Origin of the sequence: Streptomyces sp. SID5469 (genome assembly GCF_009862865.1) — a bacterium.
Classification (GTDB): domain Bacteria; phylum Actinomycetota; class Actinomycetes; order Streptomycetales; family Streptomycetaceae; genus Streptomyces; species Streptomyces avermitilis.
In genome coordinates this window covers 1,539,193-1,562,732 of the sequence record NZ_WWIN01000001.1, presented here as the reverse complement: position 1 = coordinate 1,562,732, position 23,540 = coordinate 1,539,193, and the positions used below count along the sequence as shown (strand labels likewise).

Annotated in this window: 21 protein-coding genes; 10 read left to right on the top strand and 11 right to left on the bottom strand. The window is 71.2% G+C overall.

The annotated features are described in order from the left end of the window. Positions 1–233: 233 nt before the first annotated feature. A complete protein-coding gene (locus tag GTY58_RS06720; RefSeq protein ID WP_010982696.1) occupies positions 234–1,733 on the top strand; it encodes an acyl-CoA synthetase in 1,500 nt (499 codons plus the stop codon). 48 nt (positions 1,734–1,781) lie between these two features. Here the strand turns inward: GTY58_RS06720 and paaK are convergent, their stop codons facing one another. Beyond that, positions 1,782–3,077: a phenylacetate--CoA ligase PaaK gene (paaK, locus tag GTY58_RS06715; protein WP_010982695.1), complete on the bottom strand. Its 1,296-nt coding sequence runs from the start codon at positions 3,075–3,077 to the stop codon at positions 1,782–1,784. Positions 3,078–3,263: 186 nt separating this feature from the next. Between paaK and GTY58_RS06710 the strand changes: the two genes are divergently transcribed. Then, complete coding sequence (locus GTY58_RS06710; protein ID WP_010982694.1) at positions 3,264–4,100, top strand: alpha/beta hydrolase; 837 nt, start codon at positions 3,264–3,266, stop codon at positions 4,098–4,100. 18 nt (positions 4,101–4,118) lie between these two features. On the opposite strand, the gene GTY58_RS06705 is transcribed toward GTY58_RS06710, so the two are convergent. From GTY58_RS06705 to GTY58_RS06675, 7 genes are all read right to left on the bottom strand, one after another. Next, a complete protein-coding gene (locus tag GTY58_RS06705; protein ID WP_010982693.1) occupies positions 4,119–4,718 on the bottom strand; it encodes an ATP/GTP-binding protein in 600 nt (199 codons plus the stop codon). Continuing rightward, positions 4,699–5,073, bottom strand: coding sequence for a DUF742 domain-containing protein (locus tag GTY58_RS06700; RefSeq protein WP_010982692.1), 375 nt, complete (start codon positions 5,071–5,073; stop codon positions 4,699–4,701). The genes GTY58_RS06705 and GTY58_RS06700 overlap by 20 nt, the downstream gene beginning before the upstream one ends. Further along, on the bottom strand, positions 5,066–5,497 hold the full coding sequence (locus GTY58_RS06695; RefSeq protein WP_042492800.1) for a roadblock/LC7 domain-containing protein: 432 nt from the start codon (positions 5,495–5,497) through the stop codon (positions 5,066–5,068). Before GTY58_RS06695 ends, GTY58_RS06700 begins: the two co-directional genes overlap by 8 nt. Positions 5,498–5,511: 14 nt before the next feature. Continuing rightward, positions 5,512–8,262, bottom strand: coding sequence for a nitrate- and nitrite sensing domain-containing protein (locus GTY58_RS06690; protein WP_037646082.1), 2,751 nt, complete (start codon positions 8,260–8,262; stop codon positions 5,512–5,514). Between the two features lie 246 nt (positions 8,263–8,508). Next, a complete protein-coding gene (locus GTY58_RS06685; RefSeq protein WP_010982689.1) occupies positions 8,509–9,693 on the bottom strand; it encodes an NAD(P)/FAD-dependent oxidoreductase in 1,185 nt (394 codons plus the stop codon). 65 nt (positions 9,694–9,758) lie between these two features. Continuing rightward, entirely contained in the window at positions 9,759–11,306 is a 1,548-nt protein-coding gene (locus GTY58_RS06680) for an amino acid adenylation domain-containing protein (RefSeq protein ID WP_010982688.1), read from the bottom strand. Further along, positions 11,303–13,246, bottom strand: coding sequence for a beta-ketoacyl synthase N-terminal-like domain-containing protein (locus GTY58_RS06675; RefSeq protein ID WP_037646084.1), 1,944 nt, complete (start codon positions 13,244–13,246; stop codon positions 11,303–11,305). The genes GTY58_RS06680 and GTY58_RS06675 overlap by 4 nt, the downstream gene beginning before the upstream one ends. A gap of 863 nt (positions 13,247–14,109) precedes the next feature. Between GTY58_RS06675 and GTY58_RS06670 the strand changes: the two genes are divergently transcribed. Next, positions 14,110–15,162, top strand: coding sequence for a GAF domain-containing protein (locus GTY58_RS06670; RefSeq protein ID WP_010982686.1), 1,053 nt, complete (start codon positions 14,110–14,112; stop codon positions 15,160–15,162). A gap of 97 nt (positions 15,163–15,259) precedes the next feature. Here the strand turns inward: GTY58_RS06670 and GTY58_RS06665 are convergent, their stop codons facing one another. Continuing rightward, positions 15,260–16,045, bottom strand: a complete 786-nt coding sequence (locus GTY58_RS06665) for a phosphodiesterase (RefSeq protein WP_037646086.1) — start codon at positions 16,043–16,045, stop codon at positions 15,260–15,262. A 104-nt stretch (positions 16,046–16,149) separates the two neighbouring features. Continuing rightward, entirely contained in the window at positions 16,150–17,769 is a 1,620-nt protein-coding gene (locus GTY58_RS06660; protein WP_037646087.1) for an acyl-CoA synthetase, read from the bottom strand. Positions 17,770–17,955: 186 nt separating this feature from the next. Here GTY58_RS06660 and GTY58_RS06655 point away from each other — a divergent pair, with 186 nt between their 5' ends. From GTY58_RS06655 to GTY58_RS06635, 5 genes are all read left to right on the top strand, one after another. Further along, complete coding sequence (locus GTY58_RS06655) at positions 17,956–18,756, top strand: crotonase/enoyl-CoA hydratase family protein (protein WP_037646088.1); 801 nt, start codon at positions 17,956–17,958, stop codon at positions 18,754–18,756. Between the two features lie 23 nt (positions 18,757–18,779). Then, positions 18,780–19,730: an OB-fold nucleic acid binding domain-containing protein gene (locus GTY58_RS06650; protein WP_037646089.1), complete on the top strand. Its 951-nt coding sequence runs from the start codon at positions 18,780–18,782 to the stop codon at positions 19,728–19,730. After that, positions 19,727–20,776: a thiolase domain-containing protein gene (locus GTY58_RS06645; protein ID WP_010982681.1), complete on the top strand. Its 1,050-nt coding sequence runs from the start codon at positions 19,727–19,729 to the stop codon at positions 20,774–20,776. Before GTY58_RS06650 ends, GTY58_RS06645 begins: the two co-directional genes overlap by 4 nt. Beyond that, complete coding sequence (locus tag GTY58_RS06640) at positions 20,773–21,939, top strand: thiolase domain-containing protein (protein ID WP_010982680.1); 1,167 nt, start codon at positions 20,773–20,775, stop codon at positions 21,937–21,939. The genes GTY58_RS06645 and GTY58_RS06640 overlap by 4 nt, the downstream gene beginning before the upstream one ends. 83 nt (positions 21,940–22,022) lie before the next feature. Then, positions 22,023–22,265 (top strand): DUF397 domain-containing protein, encoded by a 243-nt coding sequence (locus GTY58_RS06635; RefSeq protein ID WP_010982679.1) that lies wholly within the window; start codon positions 22,023–22,025, stop codon positions 22,263–22,265. Between the two features lie 183 nt (positions 22,266–22,448). Here the strand turns inward: GTY58_RS06635 and GTY58_RS06630 are convergent, their stop codons facing one another. Then, a complete protein-coding gene (locus GTY58_RS06630; protein ID WP_010982678.1) occupies positions 22,449–22,709 on the bottom strand; it encodes a hypothetical protein in 261 nt (86 codons plus the stop codon). A gap of 32 nt (positions 22,710–22,741) precedes the next feature. Here GTY58_RS06630 and GTY58_RS06625 point away from each other — a divergent pair, with 32 nt between their 5' ends. Both GTY58_RS06625 and GTY58_RS06620 read left to right on the top strand, forming a co-directional pair. Beyond that, positions 22,742–22,897 carry a hypothetical protein gene (locus GTY58_RS06625; protein WP_154696722.1) on the top strand — a complete coding sequence of 52 codons (156 nt, stop codon included), beginning with the start codon at positions 22,742–22,744 and terminating at the stop codon, positions 22,895–22,897. Positions 22,898–22,992: 95 nt separating this feature from the next. After that, positions 22,993–23,490 carry a hypothetical protein gene (locus tag GTY58_RS06620; RefSeq protein WP_010982677.1) on the top strand — a complete coding sequence of 166 codons (498 nt, stop codon included), beginning with the start codon at positions 22,993–22,995 and terminating at the stop codon, positions 23,488–23,490. Positions 23,491–23,540 lie beyond the last annotated feature (50 nt).

The following is a 23,540-nucleotide window of genomic DNA, read 5'->3' as shown; positions in this document are numbered from 1 at the left end:
CTCGGGAACGCCCGGGGGCGGTTCGGCATCAGGAGATCGATTCCCCTGCGTGTACTCGTCGCCGGAGCGACCGGAGTCATCGGCCTTGCCCTGGACCACATGGGTCGGTGACAGTACGTGTGGTCCCACCCCACAGGGCGGCTACGGTGGCGGAAGGGGGCGGCCGCGAGCTTGACCCCGCTCGTACGACGGCACGAGGATCACGCCAGGGCAGGCGGACGAAGGAGCAGGTCATGACGGCGGGACCAAGCGTCACGGTCGACGGGGTGCTGCGGCGCAGCGCCCGGCGGACCCCGGCACGCAGGGCGATCCACTACCGCGACCGTTCCTGGACCTACGCGGAACTCGACGAGGCCGTCTCCCGTGCCGCCCGCGCCCTGCGCGAGACGGGACTCGCCCCCGGCGACCGGGTCGGCGCCTACGGCCACAACTCGGACGCGTATCTGATCGGCTTCCTGGCCTGCGCCCGCGCGGGGCTGGTGCATGTGCCGGTCAATCAGAACCTGACCGGCGACGATCTGGCGTACATCGTCGACCAGTCCGGTGCCACGCTGGTGCTCACGGACCCGGACCTCGCCGGGAATCTGGCCGACGGGGTCCGGACCCTGGCACTGCGCGACGCGGACGACTCCCTGCTCACCCGGCTCGCCACGACGGCTCAGTACGACGGTGCGGAGCCGCGCGGCGAGGACCTGGCGCAGTTGCTCTACACCTCGGGCACCACCGCGCTTCCCAAGGGCGCGATGATGACGCACCGTGCGCTGGTCCAGGAGTACCTGAGCGCGATCGCCGCCCTCGATCTGAGCGCGGGCGACCGGCCCGTGCACTCGCTGCCGCTCTACCACTCGGCGCAGATGCATGTGTTCCTGCTGCCGTATCTCGCGGTCGGCGCCGAGAACGTCATCCTCGACGCACCCGACGCCGAGCAGATCTTCGACCTCGTCGAAGCGGGCCGCGCGGACAGCCTCTTCGCCCCGCCCACCGTGTGGATCGGCCTGTCGAACCGCCCCGACTTCGCGACCCGCGACCTGAGCGGGCTGCGCAAGGCGTACTACGGGGCGTCGATCATGCCGGTGCCCGTACTGGAGCGGCTGAAGGAACGGCTGCCCGAGCTGGCGTTCTACAACTGTTTCGGGCAGAGCGAGATCGGCCCGCTGTCCATGGTCCTCGGACCCGACGAGCACAAGAGGCGGATGGACTCCTGCGGGCGCCCCGTGCTGTTCGTCGAGGCGCGGGTCGTCGACGAGTCCGGCAAGGAGGTGGCCGACGGGGAGCAGGGAGAAATCGTCTACCGCTCGTCGCAGTTGTGCGAGGGCTACTGGGACAAGCCGGAAGAGACGGCCGAGGCCTTCCGGGACGGCTGGTTCCGCTCAGGGGACCTCGCCGTGCGGGACGCGGCCGGGTACTTCACCGTCGTCGACCGGGTGAAGGACGTCATCAACTCCGGTGGCGTACTGGTCGCTTCGCGGCAGGTCGAGGACGCGCTGTACACACATGAGGGGGTCGCGGAGGCCGCTGTCATCGGGCTGCCCGACGAACGGTGGATCGAGGCGGTCACCGCGGTCGTCGTCGCGCGCGGCGAGGTCACCGAGGCCGAACTCCTCGCCCACGCACGCGAGAAGCTCGCCCACTTCAAGGCGCCCAAGCGGGTGCTGTTCGTGGACGAGCTGCCGCGCAACGCGAGCGGGAAGATCCTCAAGCGGGAGTTGCGGGACCGGTTCGCGGAGGCGTAGGCCCCGCTGTGGCTGTGGCTGTGGCTGTGGCTGTGCTTGTGGCTGCGGCTACCGAGGTCGCAGGTCCACGATCCGCCTGATCTTGCCCACCGACCGCTCCAGCGACTCCGGTTCGACGATCTCGACCGCGACCGAGACGCCGATGCCGTCCTTCACGGCCGCGGCGATGACGCCCGCGGCCGCGTCGCGCTGCTCGGGCGTGGCACCGGCCCGGGCCTCCGCCCGTACGGTGAGCGAGTCGAGGCGGCCTTCCCGGGTGAGACGCAGCTGGAAGTGCGGTGCCACGCCCGGCGTACGCAGCACGATCTCCTCGATCTGGGTGGGGAAGAGATTGACGCCCCGCAGGATGACCATGTCGTCACTGCGGCCGGTGATCTTCTCCATCCGCCGGAAGACCCGGGCCGTACCGGGCAGCAGCCGGGTCAGGTCCCGTGTCCGGTACCGGATCACGGGCATGGCCTCCTTGGTGAGCGAGGTGAAGACCAGCTCACCCTCCGCACCGTCGGGCAGCACCTCCCCGGTGATCGGGTCGACCACCTCGGGAAAGAAGTGGTCCTCCCACACATGCAGCCCGTCCTTGGTCTCCACGCACTCCTGCGCCACACCGGGCCCGATCACCTCGGACAGCCCGTATATGTCGACGGCGTCGATCGCGAAGCGCTCCTCGATCTCCCGCCGCATCTCCTCGGTCCAGGGCTCGGCCCCGAAGATTCCGACGCGCAGGGAGGTGCCGCGCGGGTCGACGCCCTGGCGCTCGAACTCGTCGAGGAGCGTCAGCATGTACGAAGGGGTCACCATGATGATCTCGGGTTTCAGGTCCTGGATCAGCTGGACCTGGCGTGCCGTCATACCGCCGGACGCGGGGATGACCGTACAGCCGAGGCGTTCGGCGCCGTAGTGCGCGCCGAGTCCGCCGGTGAACAGGCCGTACCCGTAGGCCACATGCACCTTGTCGCCGGGTCGGCCGCCCGCCGCCCGGATCGAGCGGGCCACCATGTCCGACCACATGGAGAGGTCGTTCTCCGTGTAGCCGACGACCGTGGGGCGGCCGGTCGTGCCACTGGACGCGTGGATGCGCCGGATCCGGTCCTGGGGCACGGCGAACATCCCGTACGGATAGTTCTCCCGAAGGTCCGCCTTCACGGTGAACGGGAAGCGGGCGAGATCGTCGAGCGTGCGGCAGTCGTCGGGACGTACGCCCGCCTTGTCGAAGGACTCCCGGTAGAAGGGCACGTGCGCGTACGCATGCCGCAGCGAGGCGCGCAGCCGCTCCAGTTGCAGCGTCCGCAGCCCGTCCGGGTCGAGCCGTTCTCCCTCGTCCAGCAGGTCCCGCGCATCCGCCATGGGAACCCTCTCCCTCACCAACCGTGTCAATACGGGCGACCGATCATTCGGTAGCCCTGCTGGAGATCAGTAATCCAGCCGGCTCACGCCCAGGCAAGAGGTCGGCCCCGACTTTCTCACGGCCCGCCGGTCCCGACCCGAGAACCCTGTTGCCGTGAGACGGCCCCAGCCGTGAGGATCGAACGCATGCCGAACTTCAGCGCCCCCGACGGGACCGAACTCGCCTATCACACGCGGGGGGAGGGAGAACCGCTCGTCGTGCTGCCGGGCGGGGCGATGCGGGCCTCCGCCTATCTCGGGGACCTGGGCGGACTCGGTGCCCGGCGCCGGCTCGTGCTGCTCGACCTGCGCGGAACCGGGGACTCCGCGGAGCCGGCGGACCCGGCGACGTACCGGTGTGACCGTCTCGTCGACGACGTCGAGGCGCTGCGGGTCCATCTGGGCCTCGAGCGCATGGATGTGCTGGCGCACTCGGCGGGCGGCAACCTCGCCATGCTCTACGCGGCCCGGTACCCGGAGCGGATCGCACGGCTGGCGCTGATCACCGCCACCCCGTGGGCCGTCGGGATGGGCGTGCGGGGCGAGGACCGGCTGGCGGCGGCCCGGCTGAGGAAGGGAGAGCCCTGGTTCGAGGCGGCCTTCCCGGCCTTCGAGGCGTGGCTGGCGGAGAGCGGCGACTGGGACCCTGTCTTCGAGCCCTTCTTCTACGGGCGTTGGGACGACGCCGCCCGCGCCCACGCCGCCGGTGGCGAGGAGCAGACCAACGACGAGGCGGGGGACCGGTACGGCTCGGCGGGTGCCTACGACCCGCCCGCTACCCGGGCCGCGCTCGCCGGACTCACCGCGCCCGTCCTCGTGTACGCGGGCGAACTCGACGGCGGCCCCCGCCCCGAGCTCGCCCGGCGGGTCGCCGACGTCTTCCCGGCCGCCGAGTTCGCGGTGCAGCCGGGCGGCGGCCACTACCCGTGGCTGGACGACCCCGGGTGGTTCACCGCCCGGGTCGAGGCGTTCCTCGCCCGGTGAGCCGGGAGCGGAACCGGCTCATTGACCGCCGCCCAGCGGAGCGAGACGCGCGGCCGCCTGCGCACGCGCCGCCTCCAACACGGCGAGCAGCACCGACTTGCTGGAACCACGGTCGCGTACGTCGCACAGCAGCACCGGCGTCGACGGATCCAGATCCAGCGCCGTCCGCACCTGCTCGGCCGAGCAGTCCCGCCGGCCGTCGAAGCAGTTGACCCCCACGGCGAACGGGATGTCACGCGCCTCGAAGAAGTCGATCGACGCGAACGAGGCGTCCAGCCGACGGGTGTCCGCGAGGACGATGGCCGCGAGGGCACCGGTCGCCAGGTCGTCCCACATGAACCAGAAGCGGTCCTGGCCGGGCGTACCGAACAGGTACAGCACCAGCTCCGGCGCGATGGTGATCCGGCCGAAGTCCATGGCGACCGTCGTCGACTTCTTGCCCTCGACTCCGGACAGATCGTCGACGCCGAGGCTCACCGCGGTCATCCGCTCCTCGGTCTCCAGCGGGGGCACCTCGCTGACCGAGCCCACCATGGTCGTCTTGCCCACGCCGAATCCGCCCGCGATCAGAATCTTGAGCGCCGTCGGCATGACGGGCTCAGAGCTGACGGATACCATCCATCACCCTTTCGATGAGTTCCACGCTCGGTTGGTCCTCCTGCCCGGGCGGCGCCTGGACGATGACGAGGGAGGCGTTGAGCAGATCTCCGCAGAGGATCTTCACCACGCTCACCGGCAGGTCCAGGTGCGCGGCGATCTCGGCGACCGCCACCGCGCGATCCCGGCAGAGTTCGAGGATCTGGACCGACTCCGGCTCCAGATGGTCGTGATCGAACTCATGCGCGGACCGCGCGACAACCAGCGTGATCAATGTGAAGGTGTGCTGACTGTGGCGGGTGCGCCCGCCCGTGATGGCGTACGGCCGTAAGTGACGCCCGGCCTCCGCATCGTCGAGCCATCGGGGTTCAGGCATCCTGAATGTGTCCGGCGGAGGGGGTCTCCACGCGCGGTGCGGCACTCAGGTACTGGCCCACCTGCTTGACGAGCGTGCCCATCTCGAAGGCCATCATCCCCACGTCCACCTGCTCCGAGGCGATGGCGGCCAGCCGCGCACCCCGGCCCGCGGCGGTGACGAAGAGGAACGCCCGGTCCATCTGGATGACCGTCTGCTGCACCTCCCCGCCGTGGAAGTGGCGCGCGGCGCCCCGGGCGAGGCTGTGCATGCCCGAACCGACCGCGGACAGGTGCTCGGCGTCGTCGCGGCGCAGGTTCTTCGACTTGCCGATGAGAAGGCCGTCCCCGGACAGCACGATGGCACAGCGGATCTCCGGTATCCGGTCCACCAGTCCGTCGAGGAGCCAGTCCAGCCGGGGACCGGATTGTACCTGCTCAGTCATTACGTAACGTTTCCTCACAGTTGATGGGCACCGGGGTCCCTCGGATCCGTCTGCTGCCGGCCGTCCGCACCGGTCGGCTCGTCGGTCTCGGACATCCGGGCCCGCTTCAGCCCCTGCTGAATTGCGATCATCGCGCGGGCCGACGCGTCCGGGGAGATGACGCCCTTGTCTCCCTCACCGTCGGGTCGGCCCTGTGCCTGCTCCGCCTCCCTGCGCAGTTGCTGCGCCAGGCTGGCTCCCCTGGTCCGTTGCGGCAGGACCTGCGGGGTGGTCAGCGGGCGCGCCGCACTGCGTGCGGGCGCCTCCTCCCGGGCGGGGGCGGGACCCCCGCTTCCGGCACCGGGTTCGTGCCGGGACGGTGGCCCGGACCGCGGCTCGGTGAAACCGCTCTGCGGCTCGGTGAATCCGGCCCGCGATCCGTGGTGTCCGGCATGTGCTCCGGGGTGTGCGGGCTGCCCGGCCTGTGGTCCGAGGCCGCCCGGCTCGGTGCGGTGGCCCTGGGGCGCGGGGTGCTCCCGGGGCGGTGCCCAGGAGGCGTTGGGTCCGGGAGCCGGGGCGGGGTGGTCCGAGGCGGCCGGCAAGAGGCCCGCACCTCCGTACTCGGGGAAGCCGCTGTGGTCCGGAAGGCGCGTGTGCGTGAGCGCGTCGACGCCGCCGATCGTGACGCCCGCGTCGAGGCTGTGGCCGGCCGATCCGATGGCCGAGCCCACGAGCGGCATGCCCTCGGCGCCCACGACAGCGAAGTCGTCCGTCCCCGCGACCGCCCGGGAGGCCTCGGCCGCGACTGCCCTGTTGGCAGCGACGGCGGCCGACTTGAGCTGGTCGAGAACCGGCGAGGCCACCTCTTCGAGCAGGGCGGCCGGCAGGAGCACGATCACGAGGGTGCCGCCGTAGACGGACTCGCGCAGCTCCACCTTGATCTTGTGCCGTTCGGCCAGCCGGGCCACCACGAAGTGCCCGAGCCGCGGGTCCTCGCCCAGGGCCGTCATGTCCAGCCGCGGCGGGTGGGCGAGCAGGTCGTTCGCGTGGTCGCGCAGGTCCTGCGGCATGCCGAGGCCGTGGTCCTCGACGTGCACGGCCAGGCCCTTGGCGACCTTCGTGGCGCTGACGAACACCTGGGTGTCCGGTGGCGAGAAGCTCGTGCCGTTCTCGATCAGTTCGGCGAGCAGATGGGTGACGTCCGCGACGGCCCGGCCGGCCAGGGCGAGGCGCCGGTCCGCGGGGAGGTTCTTCACCTTGACCCTGGTGTACTGCTCCGTCTCCGCGACCGCGCCGCGCATCACGTCGGTGATCGAGACGGGAGCGGTCAGCCGGCGGCTGGGCGGGGAGCCGCTGAGAATCACCAGGTTCTCCGCGTGCCGCCGCACCCGGGTCGCGAGATGGTCGACCTTGAAGATGTCCTTGAGCAGGTCCGAGTCCTCGTGCTTGCGCTCGAGGTCGTCAAGGAGCGAGATCAGCCGGTGGATCAGGATCTGCGTACGGCGAATGAGCTGGGCGAAGACCTTCTCCGTGCCCTCGCGGCCCAGGCTCTGCCGTACGGCGGTGTCCCCGGCCACCCGGCCCAGCTGGTCGATGGCCGCGGCCAGCCGCTCCAGCTCGTCGGTCGCCTGCTCTCCGTGCGGGGCGAGCGTGGCCGGCTCGACCCGCTCGCCGTTCTGTATTCGGGCCAGAAGCTGGGGCAGCCAGCTGCCGGACAGCTGCTCGACGTGCGCCTGGAGCTCGGAGACCCGGCCGAGCGTCGAGCGCCGGGCGCGCAGGGCCAGTACCGCACCGCCGGCCAGGGCGGCCAGCGTCGCGGCCGTGCCCAGGAGCATGCCGAGCAGCAGGTCGTCGGCGTGGTCGGCGGCCAGGTCGGACAGACCGTCCGCGGAGTCCGCGCCCAGCGACTGCAGGCCGCCGACGACGGGCTCGGTGGCCGTCGGCCAGGACGAGGCCTGACCGGGCAGCCCCGTGCCCCGGCCGGTGGTCACGGACTTCTCGACCGTGCCCAGGGTGGTCCACTTGGCGCTGTCCGTGAGCTGCGTGTAGGTGGCGGCCGCACCGGCAGGGAGGTCGTGGATGTCCAGGCCCGCGCGGAACTCGCGCTGGATCGCCAGATACTGGCCGAACTGGGCGCGGGTCGTGGCGGTCATCCGACGGGACGGCAGCGCGCCGGAGATGAGCGCGTCCTCGCGCGAGAGCATCTCCGTGATGTGGGCCAGGGACACCGTCGCGTTGCCGCCCCGCGCGAGCCGGCCGTCGTCGCTGTGTACGGCCGCGGTGAGGACGCCGATACCGCGGGACACGGTGTCGGTGTACAACTCGAACGTGTCGCCCGTACTGAGGGTGCGGCCGTCGATCGCCTCGCGGCGGCCGGAAAGGGTGTCGAGAGCCTCGTCGAACAGCCTGGTCCGCCGCTGGAGCGAGGAGGTGTCCAGCGCGGAGGAGGAACTGCGCCGGAACGCGGCGACGGCGGCGTCGGTCTCGTCGCGGGCGCCGTCCAGCTCCGTACGGGCGGTCTTCGTGCGGCTCGCCTGCCAGACCGCGGTCAGCCGGCGCTCGGTCTGCAGCCGGGACAGCACGTCCTGGGCCGGCCGGGCGACGGAGGAGGCCCGATCCGCGTCGGAGTGCAGTTGGAGTTGCTCGTCGACGAGTCCGGCCGCCGTGTATCCCCAGAGTCCGGTGAGACAGACCGCGGGCACGACGAAGGGCAGGACGAACGAGAACCGGAGAGATCTGCGCGGGGCGGACCGATGACGCGTCCGCCGGTCGCGGGTGCCTGGCATCTGATTCCTCGTACGGCAGCGAAACACTGGGGCGGTCAGGGAAGGTGCAAAAAGTGCCGATCTTGCCACCGGCGAGGCGACTTGACTCTCTGTCATCGGAGTCGGCGATCGGTGGAACCGTATCAGGATCATGGCGCAGCGTCAGCACCGGCCCAGGGCAACTGCCAGCCATTCGACAGGAGTTGGCGACTTACCGTCCTGGCAGGTCACCGCGGGTGTCCGGGTCGCCGTTCGCCCCGAAACGGGTCAGAGCAGGGCAAGCAGCTTGGGTGTGTAGAGGGCACCCGCGGAGCCGATCCCGGCGACCATGTCGAAGTAGATCGCGGTGAGTTCCGGATCCGTCTGCACGGCCCGCAGCAGGGAGAGGCGCTGCTCGTGCGGCGCCAGCCGGGCGACCGCCAGCGTGGATTCGTAACCCGGGGTGAGCGCGCTGTCGCGTTCCTCGGCGAACTTCTCCAGCGCCGCGTCGAGTCGGACCGGGTCGCCGCCGAGCGGACCGTCCACGTGCCGGACGAGGGTGTCGACCTGGAGGAACGCGTCGCTGATCCCGCGCGCGGTGATGGAGTCCTTGTGGTGTCCGGAGTCGCCGACAAGCACCCAGCCGGGTCCCGTCGCCTGCCGGAAGAAGTTCTGCTGGTCACCCGTACCGCGCAGCCGCTCGGCGGGCTCCTTGCCCCGCAGCCGCTCGTGCAGGGCCGGCGCGGTGGTGCGTATCTGCTCCAGATAGGCGCCGCGCGCGTCGGTGCGGACCTCCTCGAAGCGGACCTGCGGGAAGTAGGCGAGAACGAGGGTCGCCGCGTCGTTGGTGGCCACGGCGGCCACCCAGCTCCCGGTGCGCTCGTACAGTTCCAGGGTGGCCGGCACGTCCGGCCAGTACGTGTAGTACGCGCAGGTCAGCCGTGGATCCGTCACGGTGTACGGCGCCTCGACCAGCCGGGCGACGGTGGAGCGCATGCCGTCCGCGCCGATCACCAGCCGGGCCCGCTCGGTGAAGGAGCGGCCGCCGTGTCTGCCCTCCACGCCGACGACGCGCCCGGTGCCGTCCCGCAGCAGGCCGGTGACCTGGCAGCGGTCGCGGAACTCGACGCCCGCCGCGACGGCCGCGTCGACCAGGATGGCGTCCAGGACATGGCGCCGGGGAGCGTACGAGGCACGCTGCCCCTCCACACCCCTGGCGCAGCCTTCGAGGTGGATGTCGGCCACCTCGTAGACCGCCCGGTCCAGCGGCGGGCACCCCGAGGCCCGTACGTTCTCCAGGAGCCCCCAACGGGCGAGAGCCGCGACGCCCGGCTGGTGGACGAGATGGGTGGAGAGGGTGTCGGAGCCGGCCGCCGACCGGTCCAGCAGGAGTACCCGGTACCCCGAGCGGGCGAGCAGCATGGCGGTGGACGCTCCGGCGCAGCGCGCGCCTACCACGATGGCGTCGAACATGTGGGTGCCTCACAACAGACGTCGGGGAGTGGGGTGTCGGGGCGGTTCGGCGAGGACGCCGTGGGTCAGCGGGAGCGTCCCAGTTCGGCGAGCAGGGCCCGTCGGTCGATCTTCCCGTTGGGGTTGAGCGGCAGCTGGTCGAGGACGGCGATCCGGCGGGGCAGCATGTACGGCGGCAGCCGGTCGCCCAGTGCCGAGTAGAGCCGGTCGGGGACGCAGCCGGTGCCGCTGACCGCGGCCTCCAGCTCCGGCTCGCCGTCGGAGGCCGGCACCGCGAGGACGATCGCGTCCCGGACGCCGGGCTGCTGCCGCAGCATCGCCTCGATCTCGCCGAGTTCGATCCGGTGGCCGCGGATCTTGACCTGGTGGTCGGTCCGTCCGAGATGGACCAGGTGCCCGTCCCGCATGGCGACGCGGTCTCCGGTGCGGTACCAGTGGCGGTCGGTCAGTGGTTCCTCGGTGGCGGGGTGCTGAGCGGACGTCAGGAAGCGTCCCGCGTTGTTCGCCGGGTCCAGATAGCCGGGGAACCTCAGCGGGCCGCGTACGTACAGTTCGCCGCTGTCGCTCGGCCGGTCGTCCGCGTCGAGCAGCAGCAGATCCAGGAACGGGTAGCACGTGCCGATCGGAGCCGTGCCGTTGGGCGTCTTCGGCCAGTCCGCAAGATCGTCGGGGAACCGGTACGCGGTGCACGAGATGGTGAGTTCCGTCGGCCCGTAGAGGACTTCGAGGCGGCTGTCCGGCGCGGCCGCCCGCCACTCCCGGGCCGCCGCCAGGGTCAGCGGCTCGCCGCCGAAGATGCTCCACCGCAGTGTCGGCAGGCTGCCCGGCTCGAGCGTGCCGAGGCGCGAGGCGAAGGAGATCAGCGACGGCACGGAGAACCAGTGCGTCAGCCGCAGGCTGTTGATCGTCTTCACCGGTGACAGCAGCTGGCTGCGCATCGGCACCACGAGCGTTCCCCCGCCCGCCCAGGCGACGAACAGGTCGTGCACGGAGCCGTCGAAGGTCAGCTCGAAGGACTGGGAGAGGCGGCTGCCGGGCTCGATGTCGTAGCGCGGGGCAACCTGACCGAGATAGGCGCAGATGTTGCGGTGCAGGATCGGTACGCCCTTGGGCGCGCCGGTCGAACCGGACGTGAAGATGATGTACGCGATGTCGTCAGGACCGGTCCGCGCGTCCGGCAGTTCGGGCACCGGCTCGTCCACGAGGGCCGCGAGGGCCGCCAGTTCCTCGGGGCCCGCCACGAGGACGGGCACGCCGAGGTCCGCGCCGGCCGCCGGGGCGTCGGCCAGCACCAGCTCGAGCCCCGCCGCTTCGACGATGTCGCGGGTGCGCGCGGACGGGTGCTCGGGGTTGAGCGGCACGACGGTCGCACCGGCCCGCAGCACGGCGAGATAACCGGCGTACGCGGTCACCGAACGGCTCGCCAGCAGGCCGACCCGGCGCGGCGGGGTGCCGCCGGCCGCCGCGACCAGACGGCCGGCGAGCCGCTCCGCCAGGTCACGCAGCGCACCGTAGGAGAGCCGGTCGTCGCCGATCTCCAGCGCGGTGCACTCGTCGCCGTACGCGGCCGCCGAGCGGGCGAACCAGGCGTACAGGTTCTGCGGATCGCTCATCGGGCCGCTGCCTCCAGGGACCGCGTCCACCGGCGGAGTTCGCCGACGGTGCGCAGCCGGCCGAACTCCTCCGGGTCGACGTCCTGGCTGGACCGCTTGGTCAGTTCGACGACGATCCGCAGTTTCGCCAGGGAGTCGATCCCGATCTCGGTGAGCGTGGAGCCGTCGTCGAAGCCGGTGCGGGCGTGCTCGCGCAGGACCCAGGACGCCAGATCGCCGCCGTCCTGCGCGTGCTCCTCGCCGGGCCAGTAGCGCTTGGTCTGCCAGGGGTAGTGGGGCAGCGGCACGAAGCGGCCGGAGCGCCCGAACACCTTCCCCCAGTCCACGTCCTCGCCCCTGCGGTAGCGCTCGGCGACGGCCGACAGCGGCCTGCCGCCCAGCCCCGGCGATCCGGTGAGCGCCGCCGCGATCTCCGCGTGCGTCGAACCGATGACGGCCAGCCGGTGCTCATGGTGCTGACGCCGGGTGGCCGCGCTGAAGCAGATGTCGCGCAGCGCGTACGCGGTGCCCGCGCCGTCCGGGCCCAGATGGTCGGCGTACGACCGGGCCAGCGCCTCCAGGGCCGCGGCGCTGCGCGCGGAGAGCGCGAGGACGTACGGCTTGGCCCGGCCCGGCGGCGCGGACGCGGACCAGGCGGGGTCGGCCTGCCGGATCACCACATGGGCGTTGAGGGCCGAGGAGCCCTGCCCGCAGACCCCGGCGACGGCCGGCCGGTCCAGCTCGGGGAGGTCGAGCAGTTTGCCCGGTACCACCAGCGGCAGTTCGTCCCAGGCGACCTGGGGGTTCGGGGTGTCGAGGTGGAGGCTGGCCGGGATCTGGCCGTGCTCCAGGCAGAGCACCGTCTTGATCAGTCCGGCCAGTCCGCCTGCTGCCTCCGCGTGCCCGATGTTCGTCTTGACCGAGCCGACGAGCAGCGGCCGGTCGGCGGGCCGGCCCTCGCCCAGCACCCTGCCCAGGGCGCCCAGTTCCAGCGGGTCGAGGGCGGGCGATCCGGAGCCGTGCGCCTCGACGTAGTCGACATCGGCGGGGTTCACCCCCGCGTCCTCGTACGCCCATCGCAGCACCTCGAGCTGGCCGGTCAGCGACGGATTGAGGACGGTGTCGCTGGTACGGCCGTCGTTGCCGACGGCGCTGCCCTGGATGACGGCGCGTATGCGGTCGCCGTCGGCCAGGGCGTCCGCCAGGCGCTTCAGTACGACGACGGCCACCGCGTCACTGGGGGCGTGCCCGTCGGCGTGCGCGTCGCCGAACTTGCTTCGGCCGTCGGCAGCCATGGCGTCGGCCTGCGTCATCACGAGGCCCTCGTCCGGGCGGAGCGTGATGTTCACCCCGGCGGCCAGCGCCAGGGGACTCTCTCCGGCGCGCAGGCTCTGTACGGCCTGGTGCACGGCCACCAGCGAGGAGGAGCAGGCCGTGTCCACGACGATGCTGGGTCCGCGGAAGTCGAAGAAGTGCGACAGGCGGGCCGGCAACAGCGACCGGAAGTTGTTCAGCTGGGAGGCCGTGGCCGCCTCCGGGCCCTGCCGCAGGGCGAGTTCCAGGTAGTCCGCGCGGGCATTGCCGACGAACACGCCGGTCCGGGTGCCCGCCAGCAGGTCGGGCCGCCGGCCCGCGTCCTCCAGGGCCTCCCAGGCGGTCATCAGCAACAGCCGCTGCTGCGGGTCGAGTTCCACCGCCTCGTTGGCGGACATCCCGAAGAACTCGGCATCGAAATCCGCGACTTGGCCGACATAGCCCGCTCTGCGGCTGGCGATGCCTCCCGGTCCGGGGGCGACGGAGTGCAGGGCGTCCACGTCGTAACGTTCAGGAGGGGTCTCGCTGGTGGCGTCCACGCCGTCCCGCAGCAGGGCCCACAGTTCGTCGGTCCCCGACGCGCCGGGGAGCCGGCAGGCCATGCCGATCACAGCCACCGACCGTGCGTCCACGTCCGACCTGTTCATGAGCAATCCCTTTCGATCCTTCGCCACTGTCCGTACGCGATGGCGCAGTTGACCTTGCCGCATGGCTCCCGGGCGGGGACATGTGGCCCCACGGCATTCCTGGGAGCGGCGCCTGTGGACGGCTCCCCTGCCGTCTCTCGCGCCGCGATGCCGCCAGGACCCCCGTTTCCGGGCGGGATGAGGATGGGTTACGAAGTGGTTCGAGCCCCGGACGTCGTCGTACCGGGCTCCTCGCTCAGTCGGGCTCGGTGCCCCGAGCGGCCATCACCTCTGACCGGGCCGGCGAGTGGTCGCCTCGCACGGAGTCTCGGGCCGTCGGCGGCGGCGTGGATCGTGGCGTGAAATCGCGTATGGCGCTCTGACCGAAAAGGTCCTGCCGCACCCGCCCCCGGCGGGACGCCCGCGGCTCGAACCGCACCTGACCCACTCCGCTGTGCCCTCTCTCGCAGACGTATCGCCACAACTCGGTACGCACGGGCCCCGGCAGAGGGACGTATCACTTCCGCCCCGCCATCGCGTGTCCGAACTCAGGTTCGACCATTGGATGGCGTGACGGAATGAACGCGTCAGCGTCGAAAACCAGCCCACCGCACGATTGTCGTATGCAAAATCGTTTCCGCTCGATGGCCGCTCAAGGAATGGCGGGAAGTGATCGTCGAAGGTTGAAACCTTGAAGTATGTGGACAGTCTTTGAGGTTGGGTAACTGCGAGGGGCCGGTGGGGCGGCACGGTCACGCGAGCATCAGCGGACCTTTCGAGTCAAGTCCCGGCGGGGTCAAGTGCGTTGAGTGTGAGGCACCTGATGCGGAAAATACGGGGAGGGGTGATCCACGGAAGCCGGGATTCTGATTTCATCTGATCCCATGGACCCCCTCTCATCTTCCGATCCGGCCCGGCTCGCGAGCGAGCAGCGCAGGCTGCGACTGCAGGTTCTCGGCCTCAATACCGTCGAGGCGGAGGCCACGTTCGACCGCATCGCGCGACTCGCGGCCAGCTTCACCCAGTCTCCGTTGGCCATGGTCAACTTCATCAACGACGAACGGCAGATGTTCCGCGGCATGTACGTGCCGTCCGGTTCGCCCGACGACAAGGTGAGCCCGGAGAGCGGAGGCATCGCCTTCGATCTGAGCAACCTCTCCCGGGAAGCGCCCGGCGACTACGGATTCTGCCCCCATGTGGTGGCCCAGGGTTCCCAACTGGCTCTGGACGACGTCTTCGACTACCCGCGCTTCAAGGGCAACCCGCTGGTGAACGACCTGGGCGTGCGTTCCTACCTCGGCACCCCGCTGCGGGACAACACAGGCATGATCCTCGGCACCGTGTGCGTCGCCGACATGAAGCCCCGCACCTGGGACCGCGGTCTTCGCGAGGGCATGCAGGAGCTCACCGAGACCCTGCTGTCCGACTTCAAGCTGCGTGACAGCCTGCTCGCCCAGCAGCAGGAGCTGTTCGCCGTCTTCGACGGTGCGCCGTTCCCGATCATGCTCACCGAGGGCCCCGACCATCTGCTGCGCTACGCCAATGGCAAGCAGGGCTCGGCCTTCGGCCTGGTCCCGCAGTTCAGCCCCGGGCGGCACGTCCTGCCCGGCCTCGAGGCGATAGGCGTCTTCGGCGCGATGGACGACGCCTTCCACACGGGACAGGCGGCCACGCTGGCCCGGGCGTCGATCCAGACGTACGACTCCCACACCCTCCAGGACTTCAACTTCCTGTGCACACCGGTGCGCACGTCCCCGGCCGCCCCGATCAGCGGTGTGCTCACGGTGGCCATGAACACCACCGGGCAGGACTTCGCGGGATCCGAGCAGCGGGCCTTCGCGGCCAATGTCCAGGAGCGGTTCGAGCGGCTGGGCGCGGGTGGCCTGCCGGGAGGGATGCCCGGGCAGCGCGCGGAGAGCGCCGGGTACCGCGGCTGAATGCCGCCCTCCCACACGGCTCGTCGAGGTCGCGGCCGTGGGCTCGGGTGATGCGGTCCCCGAGCCCCGACGCGTACCGACACCGGCCCGCACCCGGTCAGTACCCCCCGATGAGCCCGCCCGCGTGGCTGACCTGAGCGGTGTGTGTCACGCACCCCGTGCCGGTGAGGTGGTGCAGCAGGAACGCCGTCGGTTCGTCGACGTATCCCACCGGTCCGCCGACGCGCAGGTTCAGATTGCTCTGCAAGTAGGTGCTGGGCGCGGTGACCATCGTGCTGCCCGCGAACTCCCCGGTGACCGCCCGGTGCACATGGCCCGCCAGTACGCGTACGACCTGCGGATGCCGTCCGATCACTTCGCCGAACGCGTCGGCGTCCGCCAGGTTCATGCCGTCCAGGTACGGGATGCCGATGTCGACCGGCGGATGGTGCAGACACACGAAGGCGGGCACCTCCGGGCGCCTGGACAGGAGCTCCTCCAGCCGGTCGAGCTGCTCGTCGCCGAGCCGGCCCGAGGGAGCCCCGGGGACCGTGGAGCTCAGGACCACCACGGTGGCGTTCGGATACTCCACGGCGTACGGGAACGCACGGGCGCCGCCCGTATGAGGGCCGCCGCCGAAGGCTTCCAGCAGGGTGCCGGGATCGTCGTGGTTGCCCGGCACGAGGTGCACCGGGAGCGGGAAGCGCGCGATGACCTCGCGCAGCACCTCGTACTCCTCGGCCTCGCCCCGGTCGACCAGATCACCGGTGACGACCACGCAGGCGGGTCGCGGGTCGAGGGCCAGGACGCAGCGCAGGGCCCGGGAGAAGGCGGCGACTCGGTCCACGGCGAGCAGCCCGGTCGTCAGATGCGGATCGCTGAGATGTGCCACGGAGAAGGCCATGCCCGTACGCTCTCCGCCGCGTCGGCACGGGGCAACCGGTCCAGCCGTGGGCGAACAACGCCGACCCGCGAGCGGGGAGGGGGCGGGCCGCCGGGCCTTTGCCGTCAGCGGTCGGCCTCCGCCGCCACCGACCGTGCCCAGCGGTAGTCCGCCTTGCCGCTCGGCGAGCGTTGGATGGTGCTAGTGATGACCAGTTGCCGGGGGATCTTGTAGCCCGCCAGACGGGTGCGGCAGTGGGTCTGGATCTCCTCCAGGGACGGCCGTCCCGCGCCCTCGCGCAGCTGCACCACCGCCGCGACATGACTGCCCCACGTGGTGTCCGGCACCCCGGCCACCAGGACGTCGTACACGTCCGGATGCGACTTGAGCGCCTGCTCGACCTCCTCCGGATACACCTTCTCCCCACCCGTGTTGATGCACTGGGAGCCACGGCCGAGGACGGTGACGACGCCCGCCTCGTCGACGGTCGCCATGTCGCCGAGCAGCACCCACCGCTCGTCACCCTTGCGGAAGAACGTCTCGGCGGTCTTCTTCGGGTCGTTGTAGTAGCCGAGGGGCACATGGCCGCGCTGTGCGATGCGGCCGGGCTCGCCCACCGCGACGGGCTCGTGCGTGGCCGGATCCACCACCTGGGTACGGGAGTTGACCCGGATCCGGAAGCCGCGGTCCGGGCCCGAGTCAGGGGTCGCCGTGCCGTTGAAGCCGGATTCCGACGAGCCGAAGTTGTTCAGCAGCATCACGTTCGGCACGAGCGCCTGGAACTGGGCGCGCACGGTCTCCGACATGATCGCCCCGGACGACGACACACTGAACATGGAGGAGCAGTCGGTCCCCTTCATGGGCCCGCTCAGCGCGTCGATCAGCGGCCGCAGCATGGCGTCGCCGACCAGCGACATGCTGGTGACCCGCTCCTTCTCTATCGTCCGCAGGACTTCCTCCGGCACGAACTTGCGGTGGATGACGACCCGCTGGCCGAAGTTGAAGCCGATGAAGGCCGTCAGCGTCGAGGTGCCGTGCATCAGCGGGGGAGCGGGGAAGAAGGTGATGCCCTCCCCGCCCGCCGCCACCCGCTCGGCCAGTTCCTCAGGCGTCTTCACCGGCTCGCCCGTCGGAGCGCCCCCGCCCAGACCCGAGAAGAACAGATCCTCCTGCCGCCACATCACCCCCTTGGGCATCCCGGTCGTCCCGCCGGTGTAGATGATGAACTGGTCGTCCGCCGAGCGGGCCGGGAACCCGCGCCCTGGAGACCCGGCCGCCTCGGCGTCGGCGAACTCCACCACGGGCAGCGGACCGGCGCCGGATGTCGGGGTCCCCACCCGCACCAGGTGCCGCAGCTTCTCCGTCTGCGGCAGCGCCGCCGCCACCCGCTCGGTGAACTCCGCGTCGAAGACCAGCGCCACCAGATCCGCGTCCCGGTAGAGGTAGACCAACTCCTCCTCTACATAGCGGTAGTTGACGTTGACCGGGACGATCCGGGCCTTCAGGCAGCCGAGGACCGTCTGCAGGTACTCGACGCCGTTGTAGAGGTGGAGCCCGAGGTGCTCGCCGGGGCGAATCCCGCTGTCGATCAGATGGTGCGCGACGCGGTTGGCCGCCGCGTCCAGCTCCGCGTAGCCGAGACGGCGCTCCGCGCCCGTGCCGGGGTGGTCGAGGTACACGAGGGCCTCGCGGTCGGGGACCACGTCGACGACCGACTCGAACAGGTCGGCAAGGTTGTACTCCACCGCTCCTCCTGACCCCGGGCACGCCTGGCATCCATCGGCTCGACGGTCATCAGAGCAAAGGCCGACGCAACTGGGAAGGGCCCCGGGACAAGAAATCTGACTGTCTGTCAGAAAACTCTTGTACTGGTCCCGCACCTACTGCAACCTGTTCTCGTTCCAGAGAGCCTGTCTGACGGGAGGACGGCAATGGGTGGGACGGAACACCTCACCGTGCGGCGCGAGGGCGCCACACTGGTGCTCACGCTCAACAGGCCCGAGGCCAGGAACGCGCTCTCGCTGCCGATGCTGGTCGGCCTGTACGACGGCTGGGTCGAGGCCGACGAGGACGACGCGGTCCGCTCGGTCGTGCTCACCGGCGCGGGCGGTGCCTTCTGCGCCGGGATGGACCTCAAGGCCCTGGCCGGCCAGGGGATGGAAGGGCAGCAGTACCGGGACCGGCTCCAGGCCGACCCCGATCTGCACTGGAAGGCGATGCTGCGCCACCACCGTCCCCGCAAACCCGTGATCGCCGCCGTCGAGGGCCCCTGTGTCGCGGGCGGCACCGAGATCCTCCAGGGCACCGACATCCGGGTCGCCGGCGAGTCCGCGACCTTCGGGCTGTTCGAGGTCAGGAGGGGGCTGTTCCCGATCGGAGGCTCCACGGTCCGCCTCCAGCGCCAGATCCCGCGGACCCATGCCCTGGAGATGCTGCTGACCGGACGCCCGTACCCGGCGCGGGAGGCGGCCGGCATCGGGCTCGTCGGCCATGTCGTCCCCGACGGGACCGCCCTCGCCGCGGCCCTGGAGATCGCCGGGCGGATCAACGCCTGCGGACCGCTCGCCGTCGAGGCCGTCAAGGCCTCCGTGTACGAGACCGCGGAGATGACCGAGACCGACGGACTCGCGGCCGAGCTGAAGCGCGGCTGGCCGGTCTTCGACACCGCCGACGCCAAGGAAGGCGCCCGCGCCTTCGCCGAGAAGCGCCCGCCCGTGTACAGGCGCACCTGAGCCGACCCCCACGAGGAGTCCCCGTGCCCGAAGTCCTCAAAGCCCCCCTGGTCGTGGAGTTCCCCTTCACCCGCTCACTCGGCCCCGTCCAGAGCGCCTTCCTCACCGGTCTGCGCGAGCGCGTGCTCCTCGGCGTGAAGACCGGCGACGGGCGCACACTCGTCCCACCCGTCGAGTACGACCCCGTCACCGCCGAGGAGATCCACGACCTCGTCGAAGTCGCCCCCACCGGCACCGTCACCACCTGGGCCTGGAACCACGCCCCGCGCCGCGGCCAGCCCCTCGACACCCCCTTCGCCTGGGTCCTGGTCAGGCTCGACGGCGCCGACACGGCCCTCCTCCACGCCCTCGACGCCGCCGGCCCCGACGCCGTACACAGCGGCCTGCGCGTCCGCGTCCGCTGGGCCGCGCAACGCTCCGGAGCCATCACGGACATCGCCTGCTTCGAACCGTACGACTCCGGCGACGACGCGGCGGCCGAACCCACCGGCCACGACGGCCGGTTCGCCGACCCGGTGACCGGCATCGTCGCCCCGGCCCGTCTCGACTACGTCTACTCACCCGGCCGCGCGCAGTCCGCCCACCTCGACGCCCTCGCCGAACAGCGGACCGTCGGTGAACGCTGCCCCTCCTGCCGCAAGGTCTACGTCCCGCCCAGGGGGGCCTGCCCCACCTGCGGTGTCGCCACATCCGAAGCGGTCGAAGTGGGCCCGCGCGGCACGGTCACCACGTACTGCATCGTCAACATCAAAGCGAAGAACCTCGACATCGAAGTGCCGTACGTCTACGCGCACATCGCACTGGACGGCGCGGACCTCGCGCTGCACGGCCGCATCGGCGGCATCCCCTACGACCAGGTGCGCATGGGTCTGCGCGTCGAGCCGGTATGGACGGACGGCGGGCGTCACCCCGACCACTACCGGCCCACCGGCGAACCCGACGCGGACTACGAGACGTACAAGGAGCTGCTGTGACGCGCGAGATCGCCGTAGTCGCCTTCGGGCAGACCGACCACCGGCGCACCAGCGACGAGCTCTCCGAGGTGGAGATGCTCATCCCGGTCCTGCACGACGTCCTCGGCCAGGCCGGCCTGAAGACCGGCGACATCGGCTTCACCTGCTCGGGCTCCACGGACTACCTCGCGGGCCGCGCCTTCTCCTTCACCATGGCGCTCGACGGGGTGGGCGCCTGGCCGCCGATCTCCGAGTCACATGTGGAGATGGACGGGGCGTGGGCGCTGTACGAGGCGTGGACGAAGCTGCTGACCGGCGACGCCGACACCGCGCTCGTGTACGCGTACGGGAAGTCGTCACCCGGCTCTGTACGCGACGTCCTGACCCGGCAGCTCGACCCGTACTACGTGGCGCCGCTGTGGCCGGACTCCGTGGCCCTGGCCGCCCTTCAGGCGCAGGCGCTCATCGACGCGGGGCACGCCGACGAGCCCGCACTGGCCGGTGTCGCGGCCCGCAGCCGTGCGTCGGCCGCCACCAACTCCCATGCGCAGCTGAGCGGTTCGGTGCCGCAGGGGGACTATGTCGTACGTCCCCTGCGTACCGGCGACTGCCCGCCCGTCGGCGACGGAGCCGCCGCCGTCGTCCTCGCGGCGGGGGATCGGGCGCGCCGGCTGTGCGCGCGGCCCGCCTGGATCCGGGGCATCGACCACCGTATCGAGGCACACGCCCTCGGTGTCCGTGACCTGACCGACTCGCCCTCCACCCGCCTGGCCGCCGAGAAGGCGGGCGTCTTCGAACGCCCCGTCGACACCGCCGAGCTGTACGCGCCCTTCACCTCCCAGGAGGTGGTCCTGCGCAGGGCGCTGCGGCTCGACGACCGCGTGACCGTCAACCCGTCCGGGGGCGCACTGGCCGCCAACCCGATCATGGCGGCCGGACTGATCCGCATCGGCGAGGCCGCCGCCCGCATCCACCGCGGCGAGTCCGACCGCGCGCTCGCCCACGCGACCTCGGGTCCCTGCCTGCAACAGAACCTGGTCGCCCTACTCGAAGGAGACCCGCGATGAGCAAGGAGCCCGTGGCCGTCGTGGGCATCGGCCAGACCAGGCACGTGGCCGCCCGGCGGGACGTCTCGATCGCGGGCCTTGTCCGAGAGGCGGCCCAACGGGCCCTTTTGGACGCCGAGTTGACATGGGCCGACATCGACGCCGTGGTCATCGGCAAGGCGCCCGACTTCTTCGAGGGCGTCATGATGCCCGAGCTGTACCTCGCCGACGCGCTCGGCGCGGTGGGCAAGCCCATGCTGCGGGTGCACACGGCCGGCTCGGTCGGCGGCTCCACCGCCCTCGTCGCCACGAACCTGATCGCGGGCCGCGTCCACGGCACCGTCCTGACCCTGGCCTACGAGAAGCAGTCCGAGTCCAACGCCATGTGGGGCCTGTCCCTGCCGATCCCCTTCCAGCAGCCCCTGCTCGCCGGGGCGGGCGGCTTCTTCGCACCGCACGTACGCGCGTACATGCGGCGCAGCGGCGCCCCCGACACCGTGGGCTCCCTGGTCGCGTACAAGGACCGCCGCAACGCACTGAAGAATCCGTACGCGCACCTCCATGAACACGACATCACCCTGGAGAAGGTCCAGGCGTCCCCGATGCTGTGGGACCCGATCCGCTACTCGGAGACCTGCCCGTCCTCCGACGGCGCCTGCGCGATGATCCTCACCGACCGTGCGGGCGCGGCCCGTTCGCCGCGGCCGCCCGCGTGGCTGCACGGCGGCGCGATGCGCAGCGAGCCGACCCTCTTCGCCGGCAAGGACGCGGTCTCACCGCAGGCCGGCAAGGACTGCGCGGCCGACGTCTACCGGCAGGCGGGGATCACGGACCCGCGCCGGGAGATCGACGCCGTGGAGATGTACGTGCCGTTCTCCTGGTACGAGCCCATGTGGCTGGAGAACCTCGGCTTCGCCGACGAGGGCGAGGGCTGGAAGCTCACCGAGTCCGGGGTGACGGAACTCGACGGGGACCTGCCCGTCAACATGTCGGGCGGGGTCCTCTCCACCAATCCGATCGGCGCCTCCGGCATGATCCGCTTCGCGGAAGCAGCGCTTCAGGTGCGCGGCCAGGCCGGAGAACACCAGGTGGAAGGGGCTCGCAGGGTGCTCGGGCACGCGTACGGCGGCGGGTCGCAGTTCTTCTCGATGTGGCTGGTCGGGGCGGAGCCCCCGGTCTTGTGAGGCCCTCCCCCTCACGTGGCCTGTCCGCCGCCGTGACCGATCGCTAGGCTGGCGGCGGACGACGAACCGGGAGGAGTACGGACGTGGCCGAGAGCACCATCAAGGAGCATCCACTCGCGGGCTGGGACAAGCCGGAACTGGACCTCAGCAAGGCCGAGTGGCAATCCAGCAGCCGAGGACGGGGAGACGTCCAGATCGCCTTTGTCGAGGGGTTCATCGCCATGCGCAACAGCGGCCGCCCCGAGAGCCCCTCTCTGATCTTCACACCCGCGGAATGGGGCGCGTTCGTCTCGGGGGCCCGCGAAGGGGAGTTCGACCTGACGTGAGCGGAGGCCGGGCGGGCCGACGTCAGGCGCGTCGGTCCGCCGGCCCGCGCGCGTCGCCCTCGACCCCGCCCCGACCATCCGGCACGACGACCATGAGAGACCCGCGGACGATCTCGGCGGGCTCACCGCCCGGGGGCGGCCGAACCCCCGCTCGGCCCCCGGCCGGGGGCAGGATCCTGCCGATCACAGCAGGATTCTCCTGGCGCCCGGCTTCGACGACCCACGGCGATCGCCGAACTGTTCGCCCCGCATGGGAACTTGTCCGACGCCGGGAATCCGGACCGGCTCGGCGCGCTGTTCACCACCGATGCGATGCGATGCGGTCTGCGGCATCACCGGCTCGGGCAGCCGGCCCTGCGGCTTCGGGCAGCCGGCCCTGGAGCGCATCACCGCCGGCCGGGACGCGTCGCGCGCGCTCGGCCCGGCGACCCGGTCGCCCACCACCTCACGAACGTCGTGCCCACCGCGTCGGGCCGATGGCAGGTGCGTGCTCTGTCCAGGGCATCGGCAGCGACGCGGACGGCACCACCGGCGGCGCGACGGACGAGAAATCCGCCGTGCTCGGCGATCACGGCGGGCGGATCAGCCGCCGCAAGGTCATCTCCCGCAGGGCGCCGCCGGGCCGCCGGTGAGGGGCCCGACCTGCGAGGGGACCGGGGCCCGCCACGGCCTCCGGCGGCGGCCGCCCCCAGAGCCCGGTTCGCCGCCGGGCACGTACCATTGCGACATGTCCTTCCTCCGCCGCCGCAGCGCCACTCCCGCCGGTCCTGACTTCGACGTACTGGCCATGGACCCGGGCGACTGGCCGGGCAATCTCGGCGCGGGCCTGCTGCCCGCCCCCGACGGCAGCTGCCAGGGCGTCTTCCTGCGCTACGACCTGTTCGGCGGCCGCGGCCCCGCGATGATCATCGGCAATCTGCCGGAGGGCTCCCCGGCCCGCGACGTCGCCGAGTCGGAGGTCCCCTTCGAGGTGGCCCAGCTGCTGATCGCGCTGGAGAACGAGGAGGAGGTGACCGTCGTCGGGACCGAGGACATGCCGGTGATGCAGGGGGACAACCTCCTGATCGTCCGCCGCCTCAAGCTCTCCGAGGGCCGGATCTCCTGTGTGCAGTTCGACCGCAGCGACAAGGTCCTGGTGACCATCGCCGCCTGGGACCGCCCGATCACGGACGACCTGTACGCACTGCTGAAGCCCCTGCCCGCGGAGCTCTTCCAGCAGGGCTGAGCAGGCTCAGCACACGCGCGGGTGCCGGGGCCCGCAGGGCGGCCCCGGCA